At 68.2% G+C, this 20138-nt stretch carries 15 protein-coding genes and 2 rRNA genes (1 of these 17 cut by a window edge); 10 read left to right on the forward strand and 7 right to left on the reverse strand.

Features of this window, described 5'->3' with window-relative positions:
• The first annotated feature begins 265 nt into the window (after positions 1-265).
• The 3 genes from Nocox_RS39260 to Nocox_RS39270 all read left to right on the forward strand — a co-directional run bounded on the left by Nocox_RS39260 (position 266) and on the right by Nocox_RS39270 (position 2381).
• Positions 266-1201 carry an ABC transporter permease gene (locus Nocox_RS39260; RefSeq protein ID WP_020546496.1) on the forward strand — a complete coding sequence of 312 codons (936 nt, stop codon included), beginning with the start codon at positions 266-268 and terminating at the stop codon, positions 1199-1201.
• Positions 1194-2048 (forward strand): ABC transporter ATP-binding protein, encoded by an 855-nt coding sequence (locus tag Nocox_RS39265; protein ID WP_020546497.1) that lies wholly within the window; start codon positions 1194-1196, stop codon positions 2046-2048. The genes Nocox_RS39260 and Nocox_RS39265 overlap by 8 nt, the downstream gene beginning before the upstream one ends.
• A gap of 177 nt (positions 2049-2225) precedes the next feature.
• A complete protein-coding gene (locus Nocox_RS39270; protein ID WP_169577081.1) occupies positions 2226-2381 on the forward strand; it encodes a hypothetical protein in 156 nt (51 codons plus the stop codon).
• Positions 2382-2877: 496 nt separating this feature from the next.
• Here Nocox_RS39270 and Nocox_RS39275 read toward each other — a convergent pair whose 3' ends face one another.
• Entirely contained in the window at positions 2878-4032 is a 1155-nt protein-coding gene (locus Nocox_RS39275) for a hypothetical protein (protein ID WP_157383397.1), read from the reverse strand.
• A gap of 393 nt (positions 4033-4425) precedes the next feature.
• Positions 4426-5742 carry a KamA family radical SAM protein gene (locus tag Nocox_RS39280; RefSeq protein WP_020546501.1) on the reverse strand — a complete coding sequence of 439 codons (1317 nt, stop codon included), beginning with the start codon at positions 5740-5742 and terminating at the stop codon, positions 4426-4428.
• Positions 5743-5919: 177 nt separating this feature from the next.
• On the opposite strand from Nocox_RS39280, the gene Nocox_RS39285 reads away from it, so the two are divergent.
• The 5 genes from Nocox_RS39285 to Nocox_RS39305 all read left to right on the forward strand — a co-directional run bounded on the left by Nocox_RS39285 (position 5920) and on the right by Nocox_RS39305 (position 13174).
• Positions 5920-6477, forward strand: coding sequence for a DUF1707 SHOCT-like domain-containing protein (locus Nocox_RS39285; protein ID WP_033410856.1), 558 nt, complete (start codon positions 5920-5922; stop codon positions 6475-6477).
• Positions 6478-6619: 142 nt separating this feature from the next.
• Complete coding sequence (plsX, locus tag Nocox_RS39290) at positions 6620-7639, forward strand: phosphate acyltransferase PlsX (protein WP_020546503.1); 1020 nt, start codon at positions 6620-6622, stop codon at positions 7637-7639.
• Between the two features lie 57 nt (positions 7640-7696).
• Positions 7697-9994, forward strand: a complete 2298-nt coding sequence (locus Nocox_RS39295; protein ID WP_246649684.1) for an HAD-IC family P-type ATPase — start codon at positions 7697-7699, stop codon at positions 9992-9994.
• Complete coding sequence (argS, locus tag Nocox_RS39300) at positions 9991-11718, forward strand: arginine--tRNA ligase (RefSeq protein WP_026215025.1); 1728 nt, start codon at positions 9991-9993, stop codon at positions 11716-11718. The genes Nocox_RS39295 and argS overlap by 4 nt, the downstream gene beginning before the upstream one ends.
• Before the next feature lie 163 nt (positions 11719-11881).
• A complete protein-coding gene (locus tag Nocox_RS39305; RefSeq protein WP_020546506.1) occupies positions 11882-13174 on the forward strand; it encodes a hypothetical protein in 1293 nt (430 codons plus the stop codon).
• A gap of 479 nt (positions 13175-13653) precedes the next feature.
• Here the strand turns inward: Nocox_RS39305 and Nocox_RS39310 are convergent, their stop codons facing one another.
• Positions 13654-14037: a cell division protein SepF gene (locus tag Nocox_RS39310; protein ID WP_020546507.1), complete on the reverse strand. Its 384-nt coding sequence runs from the start codon at positions 14035-14037 to the stop codon at positions 13654-13656.
• Between the two features lie 168 nt (positions 14038-14205).
• On the opposite strand from Nocox_RS39310, the gene Nocox_RS39315 reads away from it, so the two are divergent.
• Positions 14206-14970, forward strand: a complete 765-nt coding sequence (locus tag Nocox_RS39315; protein ID WP_026215027.1) for a PhzF family phenazine biosynthesis protein — start codon at positions 14206-14208, stop codon at positions 14968-14970.
• Between the two features lie 586 nt (positions 14971-15556).
• Here the strand turns inward: Nocox_RS39315 and Nocox_RS39320 are convergent.
• Both Nocox_RS39320 and Nocox_RS44325 read right to left on the reverse strand, forming a co-directional pair.
• Positions 15557-15991: a methyltransferase domain-containing protein gene (locus tag Nocox_RS39320; protein WP_026215028.1), complete on the reverse strand. Its 435-nt coding sequence runs from the start codon at positions 15989-15991 to the stop codon at positions 15557-15559.
• A gap of 21 nt (positions 15992-16012) precedes the next feature.
• Positions 16013-16177, reverse strand: a complete 165-nt coding sequence (locus Nocox_RS44325; RefSeq protein WP_157383398.1) for a hypothetical protein — start codon at positions 16175-16177, stop codon at positions 16013-16015.
• Between Nocox_RS44325 and Nocox_RS39330 the strand changes: the two genes are divergently transcribed.
• Positions 16176-16493, forward strand: coding sequence for a hypothetical protein (locus Nocox_RS39330; RefSeq protein WP_020546510.1), 318 nt, complete (start codon positions 16176-16178; stop codon positions 16491-16493). The genes Nocox_RS44325 and Nocox_RS39330 overlap by 2 nt on opposite strands.
• A 627-nt stretch (positions 16494-17120) precedes the next feature.
• Here Nocox_RS39330 and rrf read toward each other — a convergent pair.
• Together rrf and Nocox_RS39340 are read right to left on the reverse strand one after the other, a co-directional pair.
• Positions 17121-17237, reverse strand: a 5S ribosomal RNA gene (rrf, locus tag Nocox_RS39335).
• Between the two features lie 87 nt (positions 17238-17324).
• Positions 17325-20138: ribosomal RNA gene (locus Nocox_RS39340) — 23S ribosomal RNA — on the reverse strand; it runs 292 nt beyond the window's last position.

The raw sequence follows: 20138 nt of genomic DNA on the forward strand, positions 1-20138 counted from the left end.
TCACAGACAATCGGCACGATCTGCAGTAAATCGTACAAAGGGCTCAGTACCGGTTGGACCTGGACCTGAACAGACGATGAAAATTACCCCCCGCAGGGGACTGCTCGGGCCCGCGCCACCACCGCCCGCCCCTCCTGGGCTACGGTTGAGCAGGTCTTGACGCCGGCTTGGAACCCCGGCGCCCCGAGACACCGTCCAACAGTCTGCCGGTCACGGTCCAGCGTGACAGGCACCCCACCGACCCGGATCCAATAGAGTCCTTGCCATGAGCCAGCCGGAATCCGCTGTAGCGGACGCCCAGGCGGGCGGCCGGAGCGGGCAGGAGCCGCTGGCCAAGCTCGCCAAGAGATACGGGCTTCGCCGTGCCATCGCACGGCCGAGGTTCCCTGTCTACGTGCGCCAGCTATGGGAGCGGCGACACTTCATCCTGACGTACGCGACCTCGCGCAACGTCTCGAAGTACTCCAACTCCACGCTGGGCCAGCTGTGGCAGGTGCTGACCCCGCTGCTCAACGCCGCCATCTACTTCCTGATGTTCGGCATCATCCTGGGTGGCAGCAAGAACATCGACAACTACCCGGCCTTCCTGCTGACCGGCATGTTCGTCTTCACCTACACCCAGCGCACGGTCACCGCGGGCGCCAAGTCGATCTCCGGCAACCTGTCGATGATCCGGGCCCTGCACTTCCCGCGCGCCTCGCTGCCGCTGGCCTACACGATCCAGGAGCTGCAGCAGCTCGCCATCTCGATGAGCGTGCTCCTGGTGATCGTGGTCGCCACGGGCGAGTTCCCCACCTGGTTCTGGCTCATGATCCCGGTGGTCCTCGCCCTGCAGACGATGTTCAACATCGGGGCCGGGCTCGTCATGGCCCGCCTCGGCGCCTCGATGCGCGACCTCAACCAGCTGCTGCCGTTCATCACCCGCACCTGGCTGTACGCCTCGGGCGTCTTCTTCTCGATCCAGGACAAGGTCGTGGGCTCGGCCGGCCTCCCCCAGTGGGTGGCCGACGTGATGTACCTCAACCCGGCGGCCTCCTACATCGAGTGGATGCGGGAGATCCTGATCGGGAGCCACAACACTCAGGCGGGGCACCACCCCCCGACCATGGTGTGGATGTCTTGCGTATTCTGGGCGGTGTTCGCTCTCGGATTCGGCTTCTGGTACTTCTGGCGGGCCGAGGAGAGGTACGGGCGTGGCTGAGACCAAGGAGCTGCAGCAGGTGAAGGGCGACAAGCCCGCCGTCCCCGAGGACGCCAAGGCGCGTCCCGCCGCCAAGGGCAAGGCGCCACTCGACGTCCCCACGGGCACGCCGACCGTCATCGTCGACGACCTCCACATCGTCTACCGCGTCTATGGCGCGGCCTCCGACTCCGAGAAGGGCAACGCGGTCAACGCCCTCACGCGCATTCTCAAGCGCCAGGGCCGCCCGCAGATGAAAGAGGTCCACGCGGTCAAGGGCGTGACGTTCGTGGCCTACCACGGCGACGCGATCGGCATCGTGGGCCGCAACGGCTCGGGCAAGTCCACGCTGCTGCGCGCCATCGCGGGCCTGCTGCCCCCGCACAAGGGCGCCGTCTACACCGACGGCCAGCCCTCGCTGCTGGGCGTCAACGCCGCCCTGATGCGCGAGCTCACCGGCGAGCGCAACATCGTGCTCGGCTGCTACGCCATGGGCATGACGCCGGCCGAGGTCCGCGAGAAATACCAGGAGATCGTCGACTTCTCCGGCATCGACGAGTTCGTCCAGCTCCCGATGTCCACCTACTCCTCCGGCATGGGCGCCCGCCTGCGCTTCGCGATCTCCTCGGCCAAGACGCACGACGTCCTGCTCATCGACGAGGCCCTCGCCACCGGCGACCGCGAGTTCCGCAAGAAGAGCGAGGAGCGCATCCGCCAGATCCGCGAGTCGGCCGGCACCGTCTTCCTCGTCGCCCACGACCTGCGCGTCATCGAGGAGACCTGCAACCGCGTCATCTGGCTGCACAAGGGCAAGATCCGCATGGACGGCGACCCGAAGGAAGTCATCGCCGCCTACAACAAGGGCTGAGACCGCACGTCCGAGCGCCGTGCCCCCGCGAAGGGCGCGGCGCTTTCCCATGCGCGAAACGCCCGCGACGGGAGGGACGAAAGACTGACATCGGGCGTCGCGTTCCGATAGGATTCGAACGTCAATTCGAGCCGAGGCCGGTGATGGACAGGACCGGTGATGGAGTGGGAGCGCGCGATGGGAGAGCTTTCGGCCGCGATCGACCACCTGGCCACCGAAGACGTGACCGAGATCCCGCGGATCCAGCTCGCCGAGCAGCTCATCGAGCTGCACTGGCAGATGGCGAGACTGCAGGCGCAGATAGCCCGTCGCACGGGCGTCCGCCTGCCCTGACCCGATCACACCCGCCGCGCCCGCGCGCCCCTTCCACGGCCGCCACAGCTCCGTCCGGAGCCGCGGGCGGCCGCCCGCGGGCGGCACACCCCGAACATGAGAATGCCGCCGACCCTGATCGGGCCGGCGGCGGGGCTCGGGGGCGCCGCTGCCCTGCGAAGAAACGGCGTTGCCCGAGCCCGGGCCTGGGCGCGTCCGCCCGAGCCCGCCATTGAGACCGCCCGCTTGCCGCGGGAGGCTCGTAACCCACGCGCGCCAGCTCCCCGAGCGCCCGGCACCTCGAAGGGCGTTCCGGAGATCTGCCGCGTCAGTGCGACGACGTCCCGGCCGGTGGTTGCGGCCCAGGGGAAATCACGTCGTCAGGGGACCACTGGGGGTGGAACGAAGCCGCCTCGCCGCCGACGCGACCGGTTCATGGGCGTTGGCACCTGGGACGCCCGCGAACCGCCGTGCCGGCTCTCGGTGAGCCGCGCTCAGCACCGCCTCCATCGCCTTACTAGCCGCGATTCCAGGTGTCCCGCACCGAGCTCGTCAGCGCGTCGGTGGTCCATCCGAGAGCCGTCATCACGTCGTTGTAGCCGCCGAGGGCCTTGGTCCCGTTCGTCTCGACGACGGCCGCGGCGTCGGCCGCGAGCGGCGCGAGCCGCTCGACGGTCGCGCTCCGCGCCGCGGCGGGCAGCGCGCGCGAGGCGCCGCCCGACAGGGAGTCGAAGTCCCTCGCGGGCGCGGACAGCAGCCCGTTCGCCGGCGTGCCGGACAGCGCGCCCAGGGGGCTGCCGGACAGCGCGTTCAGCGGCACCGAGGTCAGGCCGGTCACCGGCCCCCCGAGCGCGTCCAGCGGCGAGGCGCCGCCGGTCAGCCCGCTGAGCGTCTGGTCGGAGAGCCCGTGCGCGCCGCCGACCGGCAGGCCACCGCCGCCGCCGTCCGCCGTCCCGGGCAGACCGGGCAGGGCGGGCAGGGTGGCGCTGTCCAGCATGCCGCTGCCCTGCACCTTGCCCACCGCGCCCGAGGCGCTCTTGACCAGGCCGGTGACGAGATGGAACGGCCCGTAATCGGCACCGGCCCTGTTCAGCGTCGCGGCCTGGGGCTCGACCTGCCGGGCGGCCGTGCTGCTCCCGCCGGTCAGCACGGGCAGCGACTCGGTCATGCCGCCGCCGCCGAGCGGGATCCCGCTGCGGATCGGCGACAGCTCGGGAATCGCCGGGCCGCCCCTGGTGGCGTCCTCGGCGGAGTTCGGCGTCTGGGCCCGGCCGGCCGCGCCTCCCCGCCCGCCCGCGGCGACGGCGTCCTTCTCGGCCTCGCTCAGCCCGCTGCCGACCTGGCCGTGGGCGACCGGCTTGGACTTGCCCCCGAGCACGCCGCCCAGGAGCCCGCCGCCGAGAGCGCCGCCCGTCAGCCCCCCGCCGAGACCACCGCCGAGAGCGCCGCCTGTCAGCCCCCCGCCGAGACCACCGCCGAGACCGGCGCCCGTCAGCCCGCCCAGGAGACCTCCGAGGGGGCTGCCGCCGGCGAGGCCGGTGCCTCCACCAGGTCCGTCGGCGGGCGCGTTCCTGGTGGTCTCGTATCCCGCTCCGGCCTGGGCGGGCACGGCCAACGCCGCCGCCAGGCCGAATGCGGTAGCGGCTACCGCCGCCTTGACTACTCGATTCATGATTGCCTTCCCGGCTCGTGATCGATCGCTCTCGAATGCGGTGGAAATGCGAATCGATAACCCCCGTATGCCGCGTCGTGCACGCTATGGGCACCACACGAAGCGTGTGCGTCACGGCTGAGCTACGCCAGCAGTTCTACCACCAGCCGTGATCGCCCGCAGGCGCATGAATGCCCATGTGACAGGGGTTTGCAGGTCGGTTACCGAGTAAAGGGCCGACGTTGAGCGGGAAGACAAAACGGGAAATAGGAGGCTCTTGTTTCCGATATTGCACGGACGGTTGTGAGCGCGCCTGTCAAGTGATATGACGCCTTCCCGGCCCGCGAACAATAGGGACGCGAAATGAATTGTCACGGGCCGGGTGACGTGATTTCCGGTGGCCGCGGCCACCGCTCAGGAGGGCAGCAGAGCCCCCGGCGGTTCGAACGGGAAACGCTCCTCGAAGGCCGGCCGCAGGTCGGTCAGCCAGACCGCCTCCGGGTCGTACTTCGCGAAGAACGGCCGCCCCACGAGCGAAGGGTCGCGGGCCTGGATGAAGTGGAGCACGAAGACCCGCTCCCCCGCGACCTCCGTGACGCCGTCCACGCACACCTTGCCCGGGGTGGCCGACATCGACGGGCCGCGCACCGTGCGGCACAGGCCGGAGACGGACGCGTACGCGTCACGGAAGATCTCGTACGCGCGGGCCAGCGGCACCGCGAAGTAGTCCTGCGGCCCGGTGTCGCGCTCGACGAACAGGTAGTAGGGGATCATCCCCATGCGGAGCTGCCGCCGCCACATCGACGACCAGACCGCCGGGTCGTCGTTGATGGAGCGGATGAGCGGCGCCTGCGTCCTGATCGTGGCCCCGGTGCCGATGATGCGCTCCACCGCGGCCGACACCTGCGGCGGGTCCAGCTCGCGCGGATGCGTGAAGTGGGCCATGAACGCGAGGTTCTTGCCGGCCGCCACCACCCGCTCGAACAGGCGGAGGGTGTCGTCGGCGTCGGGATCGCCGGTGAAGCGCTGCGGCCAGTAGGCGAGCGACTTGGTGCCGATCCTGATGGATTCGAGCTGCTCCAGCTCCAGCAGCGGTTCGAGGTAGCGCCGGACGACCGGCTCCCCCATGATCATCGCGTCGCCCCCGGTGATGAGGACGCTGGTGACCTCGGGGTGCCGGCGGATGTAGCCCACCATCCCGGCGACGTCGTCGGAGGCGAACTTCAGGTCCGCGTCACCGACGAACTGCGCCCACCGGAAGCAGTACGTGCAGTACGCGTGGCATGTCTGCCCCTGCTTGGGGAAGACCAGCACGGTCTCGGGATATTTGTGCTGCATGCCCGGCACCGGCTCGTCGCCGATCCTCGGGACGTTCAGCTCCTTCTGGCCCGCGGGATGCGGGTTGAGCTGCCCGCGCACGCGGTTGGCCTCGGCCTGGACCTCCGTGTTCGGCGCCTCCGCCTTGAGCAGGTCGGCCAGCCTGGCGACGTCCGCGGCGGGGAGCATGTCCGCCTGCGGGAAGACCAGCCGGTATATGGGATCGTCGGGCGCGGCCGACCAATCTATGAGTTCGTCCACGACGTAGGCGTTCGTCCGGAACGGCAGGACCGTCGCGACGGCGCGGACCTTCAGTCGTTCCTCGTCGTCGAGCCCCGCACGCCGCAGGAGCTCGTCGAGATGCTTGGACGTGTACGCCTTGAAGCGCCGGCTGCCGTTTTGTTGCAAGATCACTAGGCCGTTCCCATCTTTTTTGTTCGATCGGACGTAAACCGAAGGACCTCTTCGCGCGTCTAAGGACCTTAATACCGTGACGTGCGTGCTCGCACCGCCGGTTCCGCCCGGCTCGAAGTTTTCCTTCAGCTTCACCAACACTCGCGACATATCGCGAGAGGGCCTAGACTCGCAGTCGTGACCGAAGAATCCGTGATACGCGCCTCGGACGCCGACCGCGACAGAGTGGCCGCCGTCCTCAGCGAGGCGCTCGCCACAGGACGACTCACCACCGTCGAGCACGCCGACCGCCTCGACCTCGCCTACTCGGCGACCACGATGGGCGAGCTCGTCCCCCTGACGAAGGACCTTCCCGAGGTCACCGCCTCAGGAGTCCCCGCCGCCGTCGAACGGCAGGTCATCCACTCCACCTTCAGCAAGATCATCAGGCGGGGGCGCTGGGTGGCCTCCCGCCACACCAAGCTCACCGCCCGCTTCGGCGCGCTGATCATCGACCTGTCGGACGCCGTGCTCCCCGGCCGGGAGATCACCCTGGAGGCCGACGCCTGGTTCAGCAAGATGATCGTCCGCGTCCCCGAGAACGCCCACGTCGTCGACGAGGGCGGCTCCGTCTTCGGCAAGCGGCTGGTGACCGGCGGCTCCCAGGCGGACGGGCCGCTCATCCGGGTCACGGGGAGATCGGCGTTCTCCAAGGTCATCGTGTCCCGGGCGAAGACCGACTGGAATCTCGGCTGAAGGACTGCGACCGGCGACGCGGGGAACCAGAACTCTTACCCGCCGGTTAACCTGGCAGCAGCCTCGCCCTCGATGCGGACATACCGAGCCCGCGCACCGGCCACGCCGCTGACGGCGGGCGAGATGCCGTACGAGGTGACGATTGTCCGACAGCAGGCCCGTCGCGCTGGACGCCATGGGCGGCGACCACGCGCCGCACGAGATCGTGGCCGGCGCCGTGCACGCCGTCCGTGAGCGCGGCCTGTCCGTCGTGCTTGTCGGCTCCCCCCGCGTGCTCTTCGAGGCGCTCGCCGACCACGACGCCACCAGAGAGGTGCCGATCGTCCGCGCCGAGGAGGCCCTCGCCATGGACGAGGGCGCGCTCGCCAGCCTGCGCCGCCCCCGCTCCAGCATCGCCGTGGCCTGCCACCTCGTCCGCCGCGGCGACGCCTGCGCCGTGGTGTCTGCCGGCTCCACCGCCGGCGTCGTCGCCACCGGCCGGCTGCGGCTGAAGGCGCAGCAGCACGTGCTGCGCCCGGCCATCGCGGTCCGCCTCCCCACGCTCCCCCGTCCGACCCTGCTGGTGGACGCCGGCGCCAACGCCGACGCCAAGCCGGAGATGCTCGTGCAGTTCGCCCACCTGGGCGCCGCCTACGCCGAGCTCGCCCACGGCGCCACCGAGCCCAGGATCGGCCTGCTCACCATCGGCAGCGAGCCCGAGAAGGGCAACAAGCTCGTCAAACGCGCCAACGAACTGCTCCAGAGCTCCCCCGGCCTGCACTTCGCCGGCAACGTCGAAGGCCACGACCTGCTCACCGGCAAGGTCGACGTGATCACCACCGACGGCTTCACCGGCAACGTCGCTCTCAAGACCATGGAGGGCGCGGTCCGCTACGCCTTCGCCGAGCTGCGCGCCACCGTCGAGGAGAGCAGGCTCGCCAAGCTCGGCGCCGCCCTGCAGCGCTCCCGCCTGCGCGAGCTGCGCCACCGCCTCGACGCGGAGGCGTACGGCGGAGCCGTGCTGCTCGGGCTGAACGGCACCGTCGTGATCGCCCACGGCTCGTCCCGCGCCCCGGCGATCAGCGCGGCCTGTCAGCTGGCCGCTGACATGTCGGCGAACGGGATCGTCAGCCGGATCGGCGACAGAATAGCGACAACACACCGCTCCCACAGACTCTGGTGAACCCGTAAGGTGTGAGACCGATCCACAGATACAGGGGGTTATGTGGTCGGGCTCACCTTGGACGGGCTCACTGCCGCCCAGGTCGCGGCGGCGAAGCCCAACGACGTCCCGCGCCGGTCCAGCAGGTCGTTCAGCGCCATCATCAGGGCGAACGTCTTCACCCTGTTCAACCTCGTCATCGGCGTGCTCTGGGCGCTCATCCTGATCTTCGGCGAGTGGCAGGACGGCCTGTTCGGCCTGGTCATCGTGGCCAACGCGCTCATCGGCATCGTCCAGGAGCTGCGGGCCAAGCGCACGCTCGACAAGCTCGCGGTCGTCAACGAGGCCCCCGTCCGGGTGCGCCGCGACGGCGCGGAACGCGAGATCCACCCGCGCGAGATCGTGCTCGGCGACCTCATCCTGCTCGCCCCCGGCGACCGCCTCCTCGTGGACGGCGACGTGGTGCGCTCCGACGGCCTGGAGGTGGACGAGTCGCTGCTGACCGGCGAGGCCGACCCCGTCCACAAGAAGCCCGGCGACCACGTGCTGTCGGGCAGCTTCGTGGTGGCCGGCTCCGGCGCGTTCGTGGCCACGAAGGTCGGCACCGACGCCTACGCCGTGCGGCTCGCCGAGGAGGCCAGCAAGTTCCACCTCGCCCACTCCGAGCTGCGCGAAGGCGTCTCCAACTTCATCAAGTACATCACCTGGCTGGTCATCCCCATCGGCGCGCTGCTGATCTACAGCCAGCTCAGCAGCTCCGTCGACTTCGGCACCGCGATCACCGGCGCCGTCGCCGGCATCGTCACCATGATCCCCGAGGGCCTGGTGCTCATGACCTCGATCGCGTTCGCCGTCGGCGTCGTACGCCTCGGCCGGCGCCGCTGCCTGGTCCAGGAGCTGCCCGCGATCGAGGGCCTCGCCCGGGTCGACGTGCTCTGCCTGGACAAGACCGGCACCCTCACCGCCGGCGGCATGGAACTCGACGAGGTGCTGCCGCTGCGCCACGACCAGCCCGTCACCGACGCCCTGACCGCCCTCTGCCACGCCGACCCCCAGCCCAACGCCACCGCCCAGGCCATCCGCGACCGCTACGCCACCCCCGCCGAGGGCTGGACGGCCGGGGAGAGCGTGCCGTTCTCCTCGGCGCGCAAGTGGAGCGGCACCGACTTCGGCGAACGCGGCGCCTGGGTGCTCGGCGCCCCCGACGTCCTGCTGCACGACGGCGACGGCTACGACCGCGCCGCCGCGCTCGCCACCACCGGCGCGCGCGTGCTCGCGCTCTGCCGCGCCGACCGCCTGCCCGACCCCGGCGACGGCGCCGCCGTGGCGCTGGAGCCCGTCGCGCTCGTCACCCTCAAACAGCGCGTACGCCCCGACGCCGACGAGACCCTGCGCTACTTCGCCAAGCAGGGCGTCACGGTCAAGGTCATCTCCGGCGACAACCCCGAGGCGGTCGCCGCCATCGCCACCGGCCTCGGCATCCCCGACGGCGACCGCTTCCTCGACGCCCGCACCCTCCCCGACGACGACCAGCAGAAGCTGGGCGAGCTGCTGGAGGACCACGCCGTCTTCGGCCGGGTCACCCCCCAGCAGAAACGCAAGTTCGTCGCCGCGCTCCAGGCCCGCGGCCACACCGTGGCCATGACCGGCGACGGCGTCAACGACGTGCTCGCCCTGAAGGACGCCGACCTCGGCATCGCCATGGGCGCGGGCAGCCCCGCCACCAAGGCCGTCGCCCAGGTGGTGCTGCTCGACAACAAGTTCGCCACCCTCCCCTACGTCGTCGGCGAGGGCCGGCGCGTGCTCGCCAACATCGAACGCGTCTCCAACCTCTTCCTCACCAAGACCTTCTACGCCATCGTGCTGTCGCTGGCCGTGGGCGTCGCCGGGGTGATGTTCCCGTTCGCCCCCCGCCACTCGACCCTGGTCAACGCCCTCACCATCGGCATCCCGGCCTTCTTCCTGGCGCTCGCGCCGACCCTCGAACGCGCCCGCTCCGGATTCGTCCGCCGGGTGCTGCGCTTCGCGGTGCCCTCAGGCGTGCTGTGCGCGGCCGCGGTGCTGGTGTCGTTCTGGCTGGCCCACAGGGGTGACTCCACGCTCGTCCAGGACCAGACCTCGGCGGTGATCACGCTCTTCCTCGCCACGTGGTGGGTGCTCGTCCTCATCGCCAGGCCGCTCACCTGGTGGCGGGTGCTGCTCGTCGGGTCCATGGCGGTGGCGTTCGGGCTCGGGTTGTCGCTGCCGTTCGTACGGGACTTCTTCGCCCTCGAACCCGGCAACCTCGTCAAGGACCTGACCGCCGTCGGCGTCGCCGTCGTGGCGGCCGTTCTGATCAGCGCCGCGGTCAAGGTCGCCGGTACCCTTAGAACATGACCGACCCGCAGATAGTGCTCACCGAGCGCGTCCAGCAGGCGCTGGCGCACGCGTTCGGCGCCGAGCACGCCGACGCAGACCCGCTGATCCGGCCCTCCCAGTTCGCCGACTTCCAGGCGAACGTCGCGATGAGCCTGGCCAAGCGGCTGCGACGGGCCCCGCGGGAGGTCGCCGAGGCGATCAGGGCCGAGCTGTCCGACTTCCCCGGCACGGTCGAGGTCAGCGGCCCCGGCTTCCTCAACATCACCCTCGACGACGGCTGGATCGCCGCCGAGGCCCAGCGCATGCTCGACGACCCGCGGCTCGGCGTCGGCACGGTCACGCCCTCGCAGACCGTCGTGATCGACTACTCCGCGCCCAACGCGGCCAAGGAGATGCACGTCGGCCACCTGCGCACCACCATCGTCGGCGACGCGCTGGCCCGCCTGCACGAGCACGTCGGCAACACCGTCATCAGGCAGAACCACCTGGGCGACTGGGGCACCCCGTTCGGCATGCTCATCGAGCACCTGCTCGACATCGGCGAGGAGGCCGCGGTCGGGCAGCTCGAAGCCGGCATGGGCACCGAGTTCTACCAGGCGGCGCGGGCCAAGTTCGACGGCGACGAGGCGTTCAAGCAGCGCGCCAGGGTGCGGGTGACCACGCTGCAGTCCGGCGACCCCGACACGCTGCGGCTCTGGCACGTCTTCATGGACGCCACCGTCCGCTACTTCAACAAGGTCTACAGCCGGCTCGGGGTCACCCTCACCGACGCCGACCTCGCCGGCGAGAGCATGTACAACCCGATGCTGGAGCGCACTTGCGCCGACCTGGAGGCGTCCGGCACCGCCGAGCTCAGCGAAGGCGCGCTCTGCGTCTTCCCGCCCGGCTTCACCGGCTCCGACGACAAGCCGCTGCCGCTCATCATCAGGAAGAGCGACGGCGGCTACGGCTACGCCACCACCGACATGGCGGCCATCCGCTACCGCGTCCACGACCTCAAGGCCGGGCGCATCCTCTACGTCGTCGGCGCCGACCAGGCGCTGCACTTCCGCATGGTGTTCGCCGCGGCCAGGCAGGCCGGCTGGCTGCCCGACGACGTCTCGGCCGAGCACGTCCAGATCGGCATGATGCTCGGCAAGGACGGCCGCCGCTTCAAGACCCGCTCCGGCGAGTCGATCAAGCTGACCGACCTGCTCGACGAGGCCGTCGAACGCGCCACGGCGGCCATCGCCGACCGCGGCTACGACGCGGCCACGCAGGCCGAGATCGCGCGGGCGGTCGGCATGGGCGCGGTCAAATACGCCGACCTGTCGGTCAGCCACGACAGCGAATACGTCTTCGACTTCGACCGCATGCTCGGCTTCACCGGCAACACCGGCCCCTACATGCAGTACGCCACGGCCCGCATCCGCTCCATCTTCCGCAAGGCGGGCATGGAGCCGGCCGAGGCGCAGGGCGCCATCACGCCCGGCGAGCCCGCCGAGCGCGCGCTGAGCCTGCACCTGCTGGGGTTCGGCGAGCTGGTGTCGCAGGTCGCCGCCCAGTCGGAGCCGCACCGGCTGTGCGCCTTCCTGTTCGAGACCGCCAGCCTGTTCAGCACCTTCTACGAGCAGTGCCCGGTCCTCCGCACCGACGTCGCCCCCGAGCTCCGGGCCTCCCGGCTCGCGCTGTGCTCGCTCACCCTCCGCACGCTGGAGACCGGGCTCGACCTTCTGGGCGTCCCTGTCCCCGAGCGCATGTAAACACGCAGTTGGCTCGAAGTCGCCCGTTCCGTCGTGGGCGCGCCTCCACCGGGTTGGCGCGCCCATACGGTTAGGCTTTACGCGGTCATGAACTGAGGCCGAAATGGGGGAGTTCTCTGCCTTGAGCACGGACCTGACTGCAAGCCCCCAAGCAGCGACGGAGGTGCATCGCTACGCGGAGGCACTGCTGGCGCACCTCACCGCCGACGGCGCCGCGCCGCCCGCCGCCCCTGCCGCCTTCCGCGACGTCCCCGGCTACTGGCTGCCCCCGGCCGTCGAGGCCCTGGTCGCCCTCCTGTCCGGCGACGACCCGCTGGAGCCGCTGAGCCGGGCCGCGAGCCGCGACCAGCAACGCACCGCGCTGTTCCTGTGCCTGGCGCTCGCCGTGTCCGGGCAGGGCAGCCGCATCCACGCCTCCTGGCTGGGCACCGCCTTCGGCGAGCTGTCCCTCGACCGGCCCGTCACCCACGGCCAGCGCTCGCTCTGGCTGGCCGCCGCGCGCGGCGCGTACGGCCCCGCCGGCAAGATCTTCGTCCTGCGCAAGCTCGACGCCCTCGCCGTCCAGGAGCACGCCGACGCCGAGCAGTGGATCCAGGCGCTCATCCCCGGCGAGCCCGCGGTCGTCGTCCCACCCTCGCTGGCCGACTTCCCCGAGATGGCCGAGATCCCCGAACTGGCCCGCCCCGCCATGGCCGCCGACCGGCTGGCCCGGCTGCGCGGCCGGTGCGCCGAGATCACCTCGGCCCGCAAGGCCGACCACGACGCCCGCGCCCCGCTCGACAGCTCCGCCGCCGGCCCCGCCGCCGACTGGGCCGAGAACGAGCCGCCGGCCGTGCTCCGCTCACTCATCGGCTCCGGCGGTCCCGCGGGGCCGATGGCGTCGCTGGTGTCGTACCTGCTGGACGACCTCCGCCCCGGCGCCGACCCGCGACTGGCGGCGATCGCGCTGCACGTGGCGGCCCCGATCCTGCGGGTCGTGGCCGAGGAGCTGGAGACCGACAGCAGCCTGGAGCCGCCCGAGACACTCACCGTGCCGATCCTCGGGCACCGCATCCACCTGCGCCCCGAGGGCCCCGACCAGTCCTCGCTGGCCACGGCCGAGCAGTCCATCATCACCGAGGGCGTCATACCGCGCTCCCGCCCGTGGGCGGCGATCCTGCTGATCGTGGCCGGCGTGGCCTGCCTCGCCGGCGCCGCCCTGACCGCCCCCCTGCTGGCCGCGGCCGGCGTCGCCATGATCGGCCTGGGCGGCTGGCAGCTCTGGCAGCGCCGCAAACTGGCCGAGGCCGACACCCAATACGTCGCCGGCCAGGTCAGCGAGCTACGGGAGCTGGCCGAGGGCGCGGTATGGGCGCTGCACGCCTACGCCCGCGAGTCCGACGCCCGCGCCAAGCAGGCCGCCGAGGACGCCAGCGAACTCTTTCGCCTGATCCGCCGCGGCCCCCGCGCCGCCTGACCCACCCAAGTCCCAGCTCCACCCCAGGAACCGCCGCCACCCTAGAGGCGTCCTTCCCAGGGGCCGCCACCCTAGGGGCGCCCATCCAGGGGCCGCCTTGCCCCCAGGGGCGGCCTCAATCCCAGGGACCCCGCTTCACCCTGGGGTTGCCCTCACTCTGGTGCCGAGTCCACCCCAGAAGCCGCTTCCTGCCGCCGCCGCTCTCACCTCAGGAGCGGCTTCCACCGGGGGCCGACTTGCACCCCAGGAGCCACCTCCGACGGGCAGACCCCTGCCCGCGGACATTGCTCGGCCGGAGGACGTTCTCCGGCCGCGTCGCCGATTGACCCCCGGCACCACGAACCCGGGCCTGATCCATCAGGCCCGGGTTCGAAAAGCCGGTCGCCGGCCCGTGGCGCCCCCAGCGCCTCGTCACCAGCCAGCCAGCCAGCCCGGTCGCCTCCTTGTCCCGGCAACCGGACTGGGATCCCACGCACGGCTCAGGTGGTCTCGATCTCCACATGCGCCGGGGCAAGCAGGAACACCCGCTCCGCGATACGCTCGATCCGCCCCTCGCATCCGAAGGCCAGCCCGGCGGCGAAGTCGACCATCCTGGTGGCCTCAGGCAACGCCATGCCGGAAACGTCCATGATCACCGTCTGGCCGTCACGGAAGTGCTGGCCGATCAACGGCGCGTCGTTGTACTTGAGCGGCTGGACCATCACGATGCGCGACGAGTCGACGTTCGCGCGCCACCGCCGAGCGGCCCGCTCGGTCGCGGGGACATACTCGTCCTCGTAGTGCTCGTCGTCGTCATAGGCCTCGTCGTAGTGATCGACCCCGCTCAGGCCAAGGTAGCTCACCACCTTGCGCACTGCCCCCATCGGCTTGTCCTTTCCTCAGGAACTCACCGTAATCGGCACGTCCCTACACATTGGACGGTAACCGACGATTCCGCATTCGCCACGCGACACGCCCAGCCCTAATTCCATTTTGTACGGCTTGCAGCCCGCTTGCAGCTCGATATCCGCCCCCCGTATACCATCGCCCACATGCGCCTCTACACTGTCGACGCCTTCACCAGCACAGCTTTCCAGGGTAATCCCGCCGCCGTCTGCCTGCTGGACTCTCCAGTTACCGACGGTTGGATGCGGAGCGTGGCCGCCGAGATGAACCTCTCGGAGACCGCGTTCCTCCACGAGGATTCGCTCCGGTGGTTCACCCCGGCCGTCGAGGTCACGCTGTGTGGTCATGCCACCCTCGCCACGGCTCACGTCCTCTATTCGACGGGCGCGGCGACGGGCCAGGTGGAATTCCGCACGGCGAGCGGCACGCTCACCGTGAATCGACTCCCAAGCGGGGGGATCACCATGGATTTCCCGGCGAAGGAGGTGACCCCCGTCACGCTTCCCGCCGGTCTGGAGAAAGCCCTCGGGGCGACCCCGGTGCGCGTCGGGATATCCCAGCTCGACCTGCTGGTGGAGTTGGAGTCGGAGGAAACGGTGCGCAACCTGACCCCTGACATCGCCGCTCTCGGGTCCGTCGACGCCCGCGGCGTCATCGTCACCGCCCGCGGCACAGAAACGGACTTCGTCTCCCGATTCTTCGCGCCGAAAGTTGGTGTCCCGGAGGACCCCGTAACCGGCTCGGCCCACTGCGCGCTCTCCCCTTACTGGTCGGCCCGTCTCGGGCGCGCTTCACTCGTCGGCGCGCAATTGTCCAAGAGAGGCGGAATCGTCCACGTCACTCATGCCGGAGACCGCGTTCACCTGGCGGGCAACGCCGTAACCGTGCTGTCCGGCACCCTACACGTCTAGCGACGCCACCTCACTTTGCGTAATCATTAGAGCGCAGAAAGTGGGGTGCTTTGTTCGTCGCCATCATCGGCCTGCTCATCGCAGCCGCCGCGGTCTCCGTCACCGGCGTCGCCGCCTTTTACGCCAACCGGCTGATTCCCGCGCCGCTCCGTCACGACTTCCGCGAGGACAACGGCGTCGTCACCGGAACCGTCGGCACGCTCGCGAGGAGTGGCCTGGGATGGCCGAGGACCACGCTCTCGCCTCGTGCTTCGCCGTCAGCATTGACCGCATTGTGGTGGCAGCCTGTGGAACCAGGTCAGCTCCGCCCACCAGACCGCCTGCACCGAGGCGAGCAACCTCATCCGACGTCTACCGGTACTCCCGCTCGCTCCCCGACACCCAGCGCCAGGCCCTGCAGACCCTCGCCACCCGACTACGCCACGACGGTGGTCCGCCTGGCATCACGTCGAGCAGGCGGCTACGCGCCTACTTCCAGACCATCGAACCGGACACCGGCGCCGCCTCCACCCGTCACGGTCAGGGGTGAGGGCTCTTCGAAGCTGGTCGGGATGGAGCCATCCATGGCTTCTCCGATCCAGTCGGCTCAGGTCCGCGGGATGAGCAGTTCACGAAGCGGATCGCCACCGTCGACGAAAAGTCGGGCCTCTGCCGTGGTCGCCGCGGCGATGCGCTGAAGCACCCGCTGACCGAGCTCGGGATGTCGCCCGTCGAGGGCTCCAACGCGAACGGCGAACACGATGTCATACGGCTCTTCGTGAGCCCGCAGAACGAAGTCTTCGCCCGCGACTTGGCGGACGCTCATGCGGCCGGACGTGATTTCGTCCATCGCGGCGGCTTCTGCCTGGGCGATGGCGGAGGCGGATCTGTCGATGGCCAGGATGTGGCCGGTGGTGAGTCGGGCTGCGACGGCCCGTGCGGCGGCCCCGGGCCCGCACCCGATTTCGAGGACACGCGAGTGCGGCTGAAGGGGAAGCGCATTCACAACCGCGGCGAGGCGGGGTGACAGACGTGTCGGCATGAGCGGAAGACTAAATGACAGTCAGCCTGTACGGGCTCTTCGAATTGAGGCGCGGCTGAGGTATGCGCGTCCGCACCAGGCCATGGCAGGTGCGTAGGTGTTGGTTTCCACGACGTAGAAGTGGTCGACCACCAACCTGGCGTGCGGTAATGCGGCACGTACGGCGGATTTGAAGACGGCGCACATGTCGATCGCGCCGAAAGGCCGCCCGCGCACACCAGGCCACCGCACGCCGGCCGAGCCAGCCGGTGACAGCGGCGATGGTACGGCCCTCGACCTGACCGAGCAGTCCCTGCTGGCCGGACAGGCTTACGAAGCCGGTATGCCAGCGATCCTCCACCGCCGTCGTCCACGCGCCGATGGCTGCCTCCAGCACCCAGCGAGGAGGGCCTCGGCGGACCTCATCGATGCCCAGCACGCCGACCAGGTCGGGTTGGGCTGGCAGTACTTATGGGCGTACTCGGCGAACGCCACGGACACGATCGGCCAGGACACCCCGTGATCCCGCGCCACCTGGACCACCGTTCGCCCGCCATCACCAACGACGGCACCGGCGGCCTGGCGTAATCCCAGCACGACGATTTTTCGTGACGGCCACGCCGTCCAGACCGAGCAGCAGCGCCGTATCGTTGACCTTGCTCGTGGCTTCTCTGAGCCGCGCCCCGGCCGCACTGGAGGCCCCCCGCGCCCGAACTGGACGACGGCCGGGAGGTTCACGATCAGTGCGCAGCCGGCCGCGAACAGGCTCTGACCCGCTCCCCTAGCATCCGCACCCTGGACACCAGCTGACGCCGCCGCGGCCCCTGCATGCGGCCTTGACGCGAGCTGGTAGCCGGCGCCCTCCATAGACTCACCTCGCCCTCCCGTAGGTCAGGAGCGACGCAAGAGGCAAGCGTGGTGGGCCTTCCACGGAGCCCCAATGCATTGACATTGAGCCAAGGGCAGAGGGGATGAGAGTCGCCAGCAGAGAACGTCGCCGGCCTGCCAGCGCACCAAGGCGACGGCGGAGACAAGGCCGACCGACTTCGACGACACCACGCGCAGCCGAAGAGGCCCGCAGACACCCAGCGCGGGCCCGGAAATGCAGAAGGGCCCCGACTGAACCAGTCGGGGCCCTCCCATAAAGATTGTCCGGCGGTGACCTACTCTCCCACACCCTCCCGAGTGCAGTACCATCGGCGCAGAGAAGCTTAACTTCCGGGTTCGGAATGTAACCGGGTGTTTCCTTCCCGCCATAACCGCCGTAACCCTCCGAAACACACAAACACAAACGTGCCTGCTGCCTCAGAATTGCCTAGTGGACGCGAGCAAAAACTTCAAGAAAGTATGCTTTGTGGTCAAGTCCTCGGCCTATTAGTACCGGTCAGCTCCACACGTTACCGCGCTTCCACCTCCGGCCTATCAACCCGGTCGTCTACCGGGAGCCTTACCCACTCTCGTGGTGGGAGACCTCATCTCAAGGCGAGCTTCCCGCTTAGATGCTTTCAGCGGTTATCCCTTCCGAACGTAGCCAACCAGCCGTGCACCTGGCGATACAACTGGCACACCAGAGGTTCGTCCGTCCCGGTCCTCTCGTACTAGGGACAGCCCCTTTCAAGTCTCCTGCGCGCGCAGCGGATAGGGACCGAACTGTCTCGCGACGTTCTAAACCCAGCTCGCGTACCGCTTTAATGGGCGAACAGCCCAACCCTTGGGACCTACTCCAGCCCCAGGATGCGACGAGCCGACATCGAGGTGCCAAACCATCCCGTCGATATGGACTCTTGGGGAAGATCAGCCTGTTATCCCCGGGGTACCTTTTAGCCGTTGAGCGACACCGCTTCCACACGCCGATGCCGGATCACTAGTCCCAGCTTTCGCTCCTGCTCGACCCGTCAGTCTCACAGTCAAGCTCCCTTGTGCACTTACACTCAACACCTGATTGCCAACCAGGCTGAGGGAACCTTTGGGCGCCTCCGTTACCCTTTAGGAGGCAACCGCCCCAGTTAAACTACCCACCAGACACTGTCCCCGATCCGGATCACGGACCAGAGTTAGACGTTCAAAACGACCAGAGTGGTATTTCACCAATGACTCCACCCGAACTAGCGTCCGAGCTTCCCAGTCTCCCACCTATCCTACACAAGACGCTCCAAACGCCAATGTCAAGCTGTAGTGAAGGTCCCGGGGTCTTTCCGTCCTGCTGCGCGAAACGAGCATCTTTACTCGTAGTGCAATTTCGCCGGGTCTGTGGTTGAGACAGCGGGGAAGTCGTTACGCCATTCGTGCAGGTCGGAACTTACCCGACAAGGAATTTCGCTACCTTAGGATGGTTATAGTTACCACCGCCGTTTACCGGCGCTTAAGTTCTCACCTTCGCCAGCTTGCGCTGACTAAGCGGTCCCCTTAACGTTCCGGCACCGGGCAGGCGTCAGTCCGTATACATCGTCTTACGACTTCGCACGGACCTGTGTTTTTAGTAAACAGTCGCTTCCCCCTGGCCACTGCGACCCCCACCAGCTCCAGGCGCAAAGCCCATCACCAGCAGAGGTCCCCCTTCTCCCGAAGTTACGGGGGCAATTTGCCGAGTTCCTTAACCACAGTTCACCCGATCGCCTTAGTATTCTCTACCTGACCACCTGAGTCGGTTTAGGGTACGGGCCGCCACAACACTCACTAGAGGCTTTTCTCGGCAGCATAGGATCATCCACTTCACCACAATCGGCTCGGCATCACATCTCACCCACGCGTGTTGCGGATTTGCCTACAACACGGGCTACATGCTTACCCCAGGACAACCATCGCCTGGGCTGGACTACCTTCCTGCGTCACCCCATCGCTTACCTACTACCCGATCGGACCGAGCGTTCAGCCTGACACCCGCCCCGAAGGGCCGGCCGACTTAAGGACTCTTAGCATCACGAGGTTCAGTATGGGCGCATTGAAGCGGGTACGGGAATATCAACCCGTTGTCCATCGACTACGCCTGTCGGCCTCGCCTTAGGTCCCGACTTACCCTGGGCGGATTAGCCTGCCCCAGGAACCCTTGGTCATCCGGCGCGAGGGTTTCTCACCCTCGATTCGCTACTCATGCCTGCATTCTCACTCGCACAGCCTCCACGACTAGATCACTCTGCCGCTTCACCGGCTGCACGACGCTCCCCTACCCATCAACCCCCACAATGGAGGATCAATGCCACGACTTCGGCGGTGTGCTTGAGCCCCGCTACATTGTCGGCGCAGAATCACTTGACCAGTGAGCTATTACGCACTCTTTCAAGGGTGGCTGCTTCTAAGCCAACCTCCTGGTTGTCTCTGCGACTCCACATCCTTTCCCACTTAGCACACGCTTAGGGGCCTTAGTCGGTGATCTGGGCTGTTTCCCTCTCGACTACGAACCTTATCGCCCGCAGTCTCACTGCCACGCTCTCACTTACCGGCATTCGGAGTTTGGCTGACGTCAGTAACCTTGTCGGGCCCATCGGCCATCCAGTGCTCTACCTCCGGCAAGAAACACGCGACGCTGCACCTAAATGCATTTCGGGGAGAACCAGCTATCACGGAGTTTGATTGGCCTTTCACCCCTACACACAGATCATCCCCCAGGTTTTCAACCCTGGTGGGTTCGGTCCTCCACCCAGTCTTACCTGAGCTTCAACCTGCCCATGCGTAGATCACTCCGCTTCGGGTCTACAGCATGCGACTCAAACGCCCTCTTCAGACTCGCTTTCGCTACGGCTCCCCCACACGGGTTAACCTCGCCACACACCATAACTCGCAGGCTCATTCTTCAAAAGGCACGCAGTCACATCACACACCAGCAAGCTGATGTAAGCTCCTACGGCTTGTAGGCACACGGTTTCAGGTACTATTTCACGACCCCTCACCGGGGCACTTTTCACCTTTCCCTCACGGTACTCGTGCACTATCGGTCACCAGGGAGTATTTAGGCTTACCAGGTGGTCCTGGCAGATTCACACAGGATTTCTCGGGCCCCGTGCTACTTGGGATCCCCTCCAGAAGCCTTCAAGGTTTCGTCTACCCGGCTCTCACGGTCTACGGCAGCCCTTCCCAGAGCTTTCAACTACCCCAAAGGTTTATCACTTCTTGCGGTTCCGGCAGAAACCACCAGAGGGTCCCACGACCCCGGACATGCAACGCCTGCCGG

The organism is Nonomuraea coxensis DSM 45129 (assembly GCF_019397265.1).
Lineage (GTDB): Bacteria > Actinomycetota > Actinomycetes > Streptosporangiales > Streptosporangiaceae > Nonomuraea > Nonomuraea coxensis.

Bases quoted from the DNA above. Each gene is read 5' to 3' on its own strand.
- Nocox_RS39260 (WP_020546496.1), top strand. From the start codon at position 266: ATGAGCCAGCCGGAATCCGCTGTAGCGGACGCCCAGGCGGGCGGCCGG.
- Nocox_RS39270 (WP_169577081.1), top strand. From the start codon at position 2,226: ATGGGAGAGCTTTCGGCCGCGATCGACCACCTGGCCACCGAAGACGTG.
- Nocox_RS39275 (WP_157383397.1), bottom strand. From the start codon at position 4,032: ATGAATCGAGTAGTCAAGGCGGCGGTAGCCGCTACCGCATTCGGCCTG.
- argS (WP_026215025.1), top strand. From the start codon at position 9,991: ATGACCGACCCGCAGATAGTGCTCACCGAGCGCGTCCAGCAGGCGCTG.
- Nocox_RS39310 (WP_020546507.1), bottom strand. From the start codon at position 14,037: ATGGGGGCAGTGCGCAAGGTGGTGAGCTACCTTGGCCTGAGCGGGGTC.
- Nocox_RS39315 (WP_026215027.1), top strand. From the start codon at position 14,206: ATGCGCCTCTACACTGTCGACGCCTTCACCAGCACAGCTTTCCAGGGT.
- Nocox_RS39320 (WP_026215028.1), bottom strand. From the start codon at position 15,991: ATGCCGACACGTCTGTCACCCCGCCTCGCCGCGGTTGTGAATGCGCTT.
- Nocox_RS39330 (WP_020546510.1), top strand. From the start codon at position 16,176: ATGTCGATCGCGCCGAAAGGCCGCCCGCGCACACCAGGCCACCGCACG.
- Nocox_RS44325 (WP_157383398.1), bottom strand. From the start codon at position 16,177: ATGTGCGCCGTCTTCAAATCCGCCGTACGTGCCGCATTACCGCACGCC.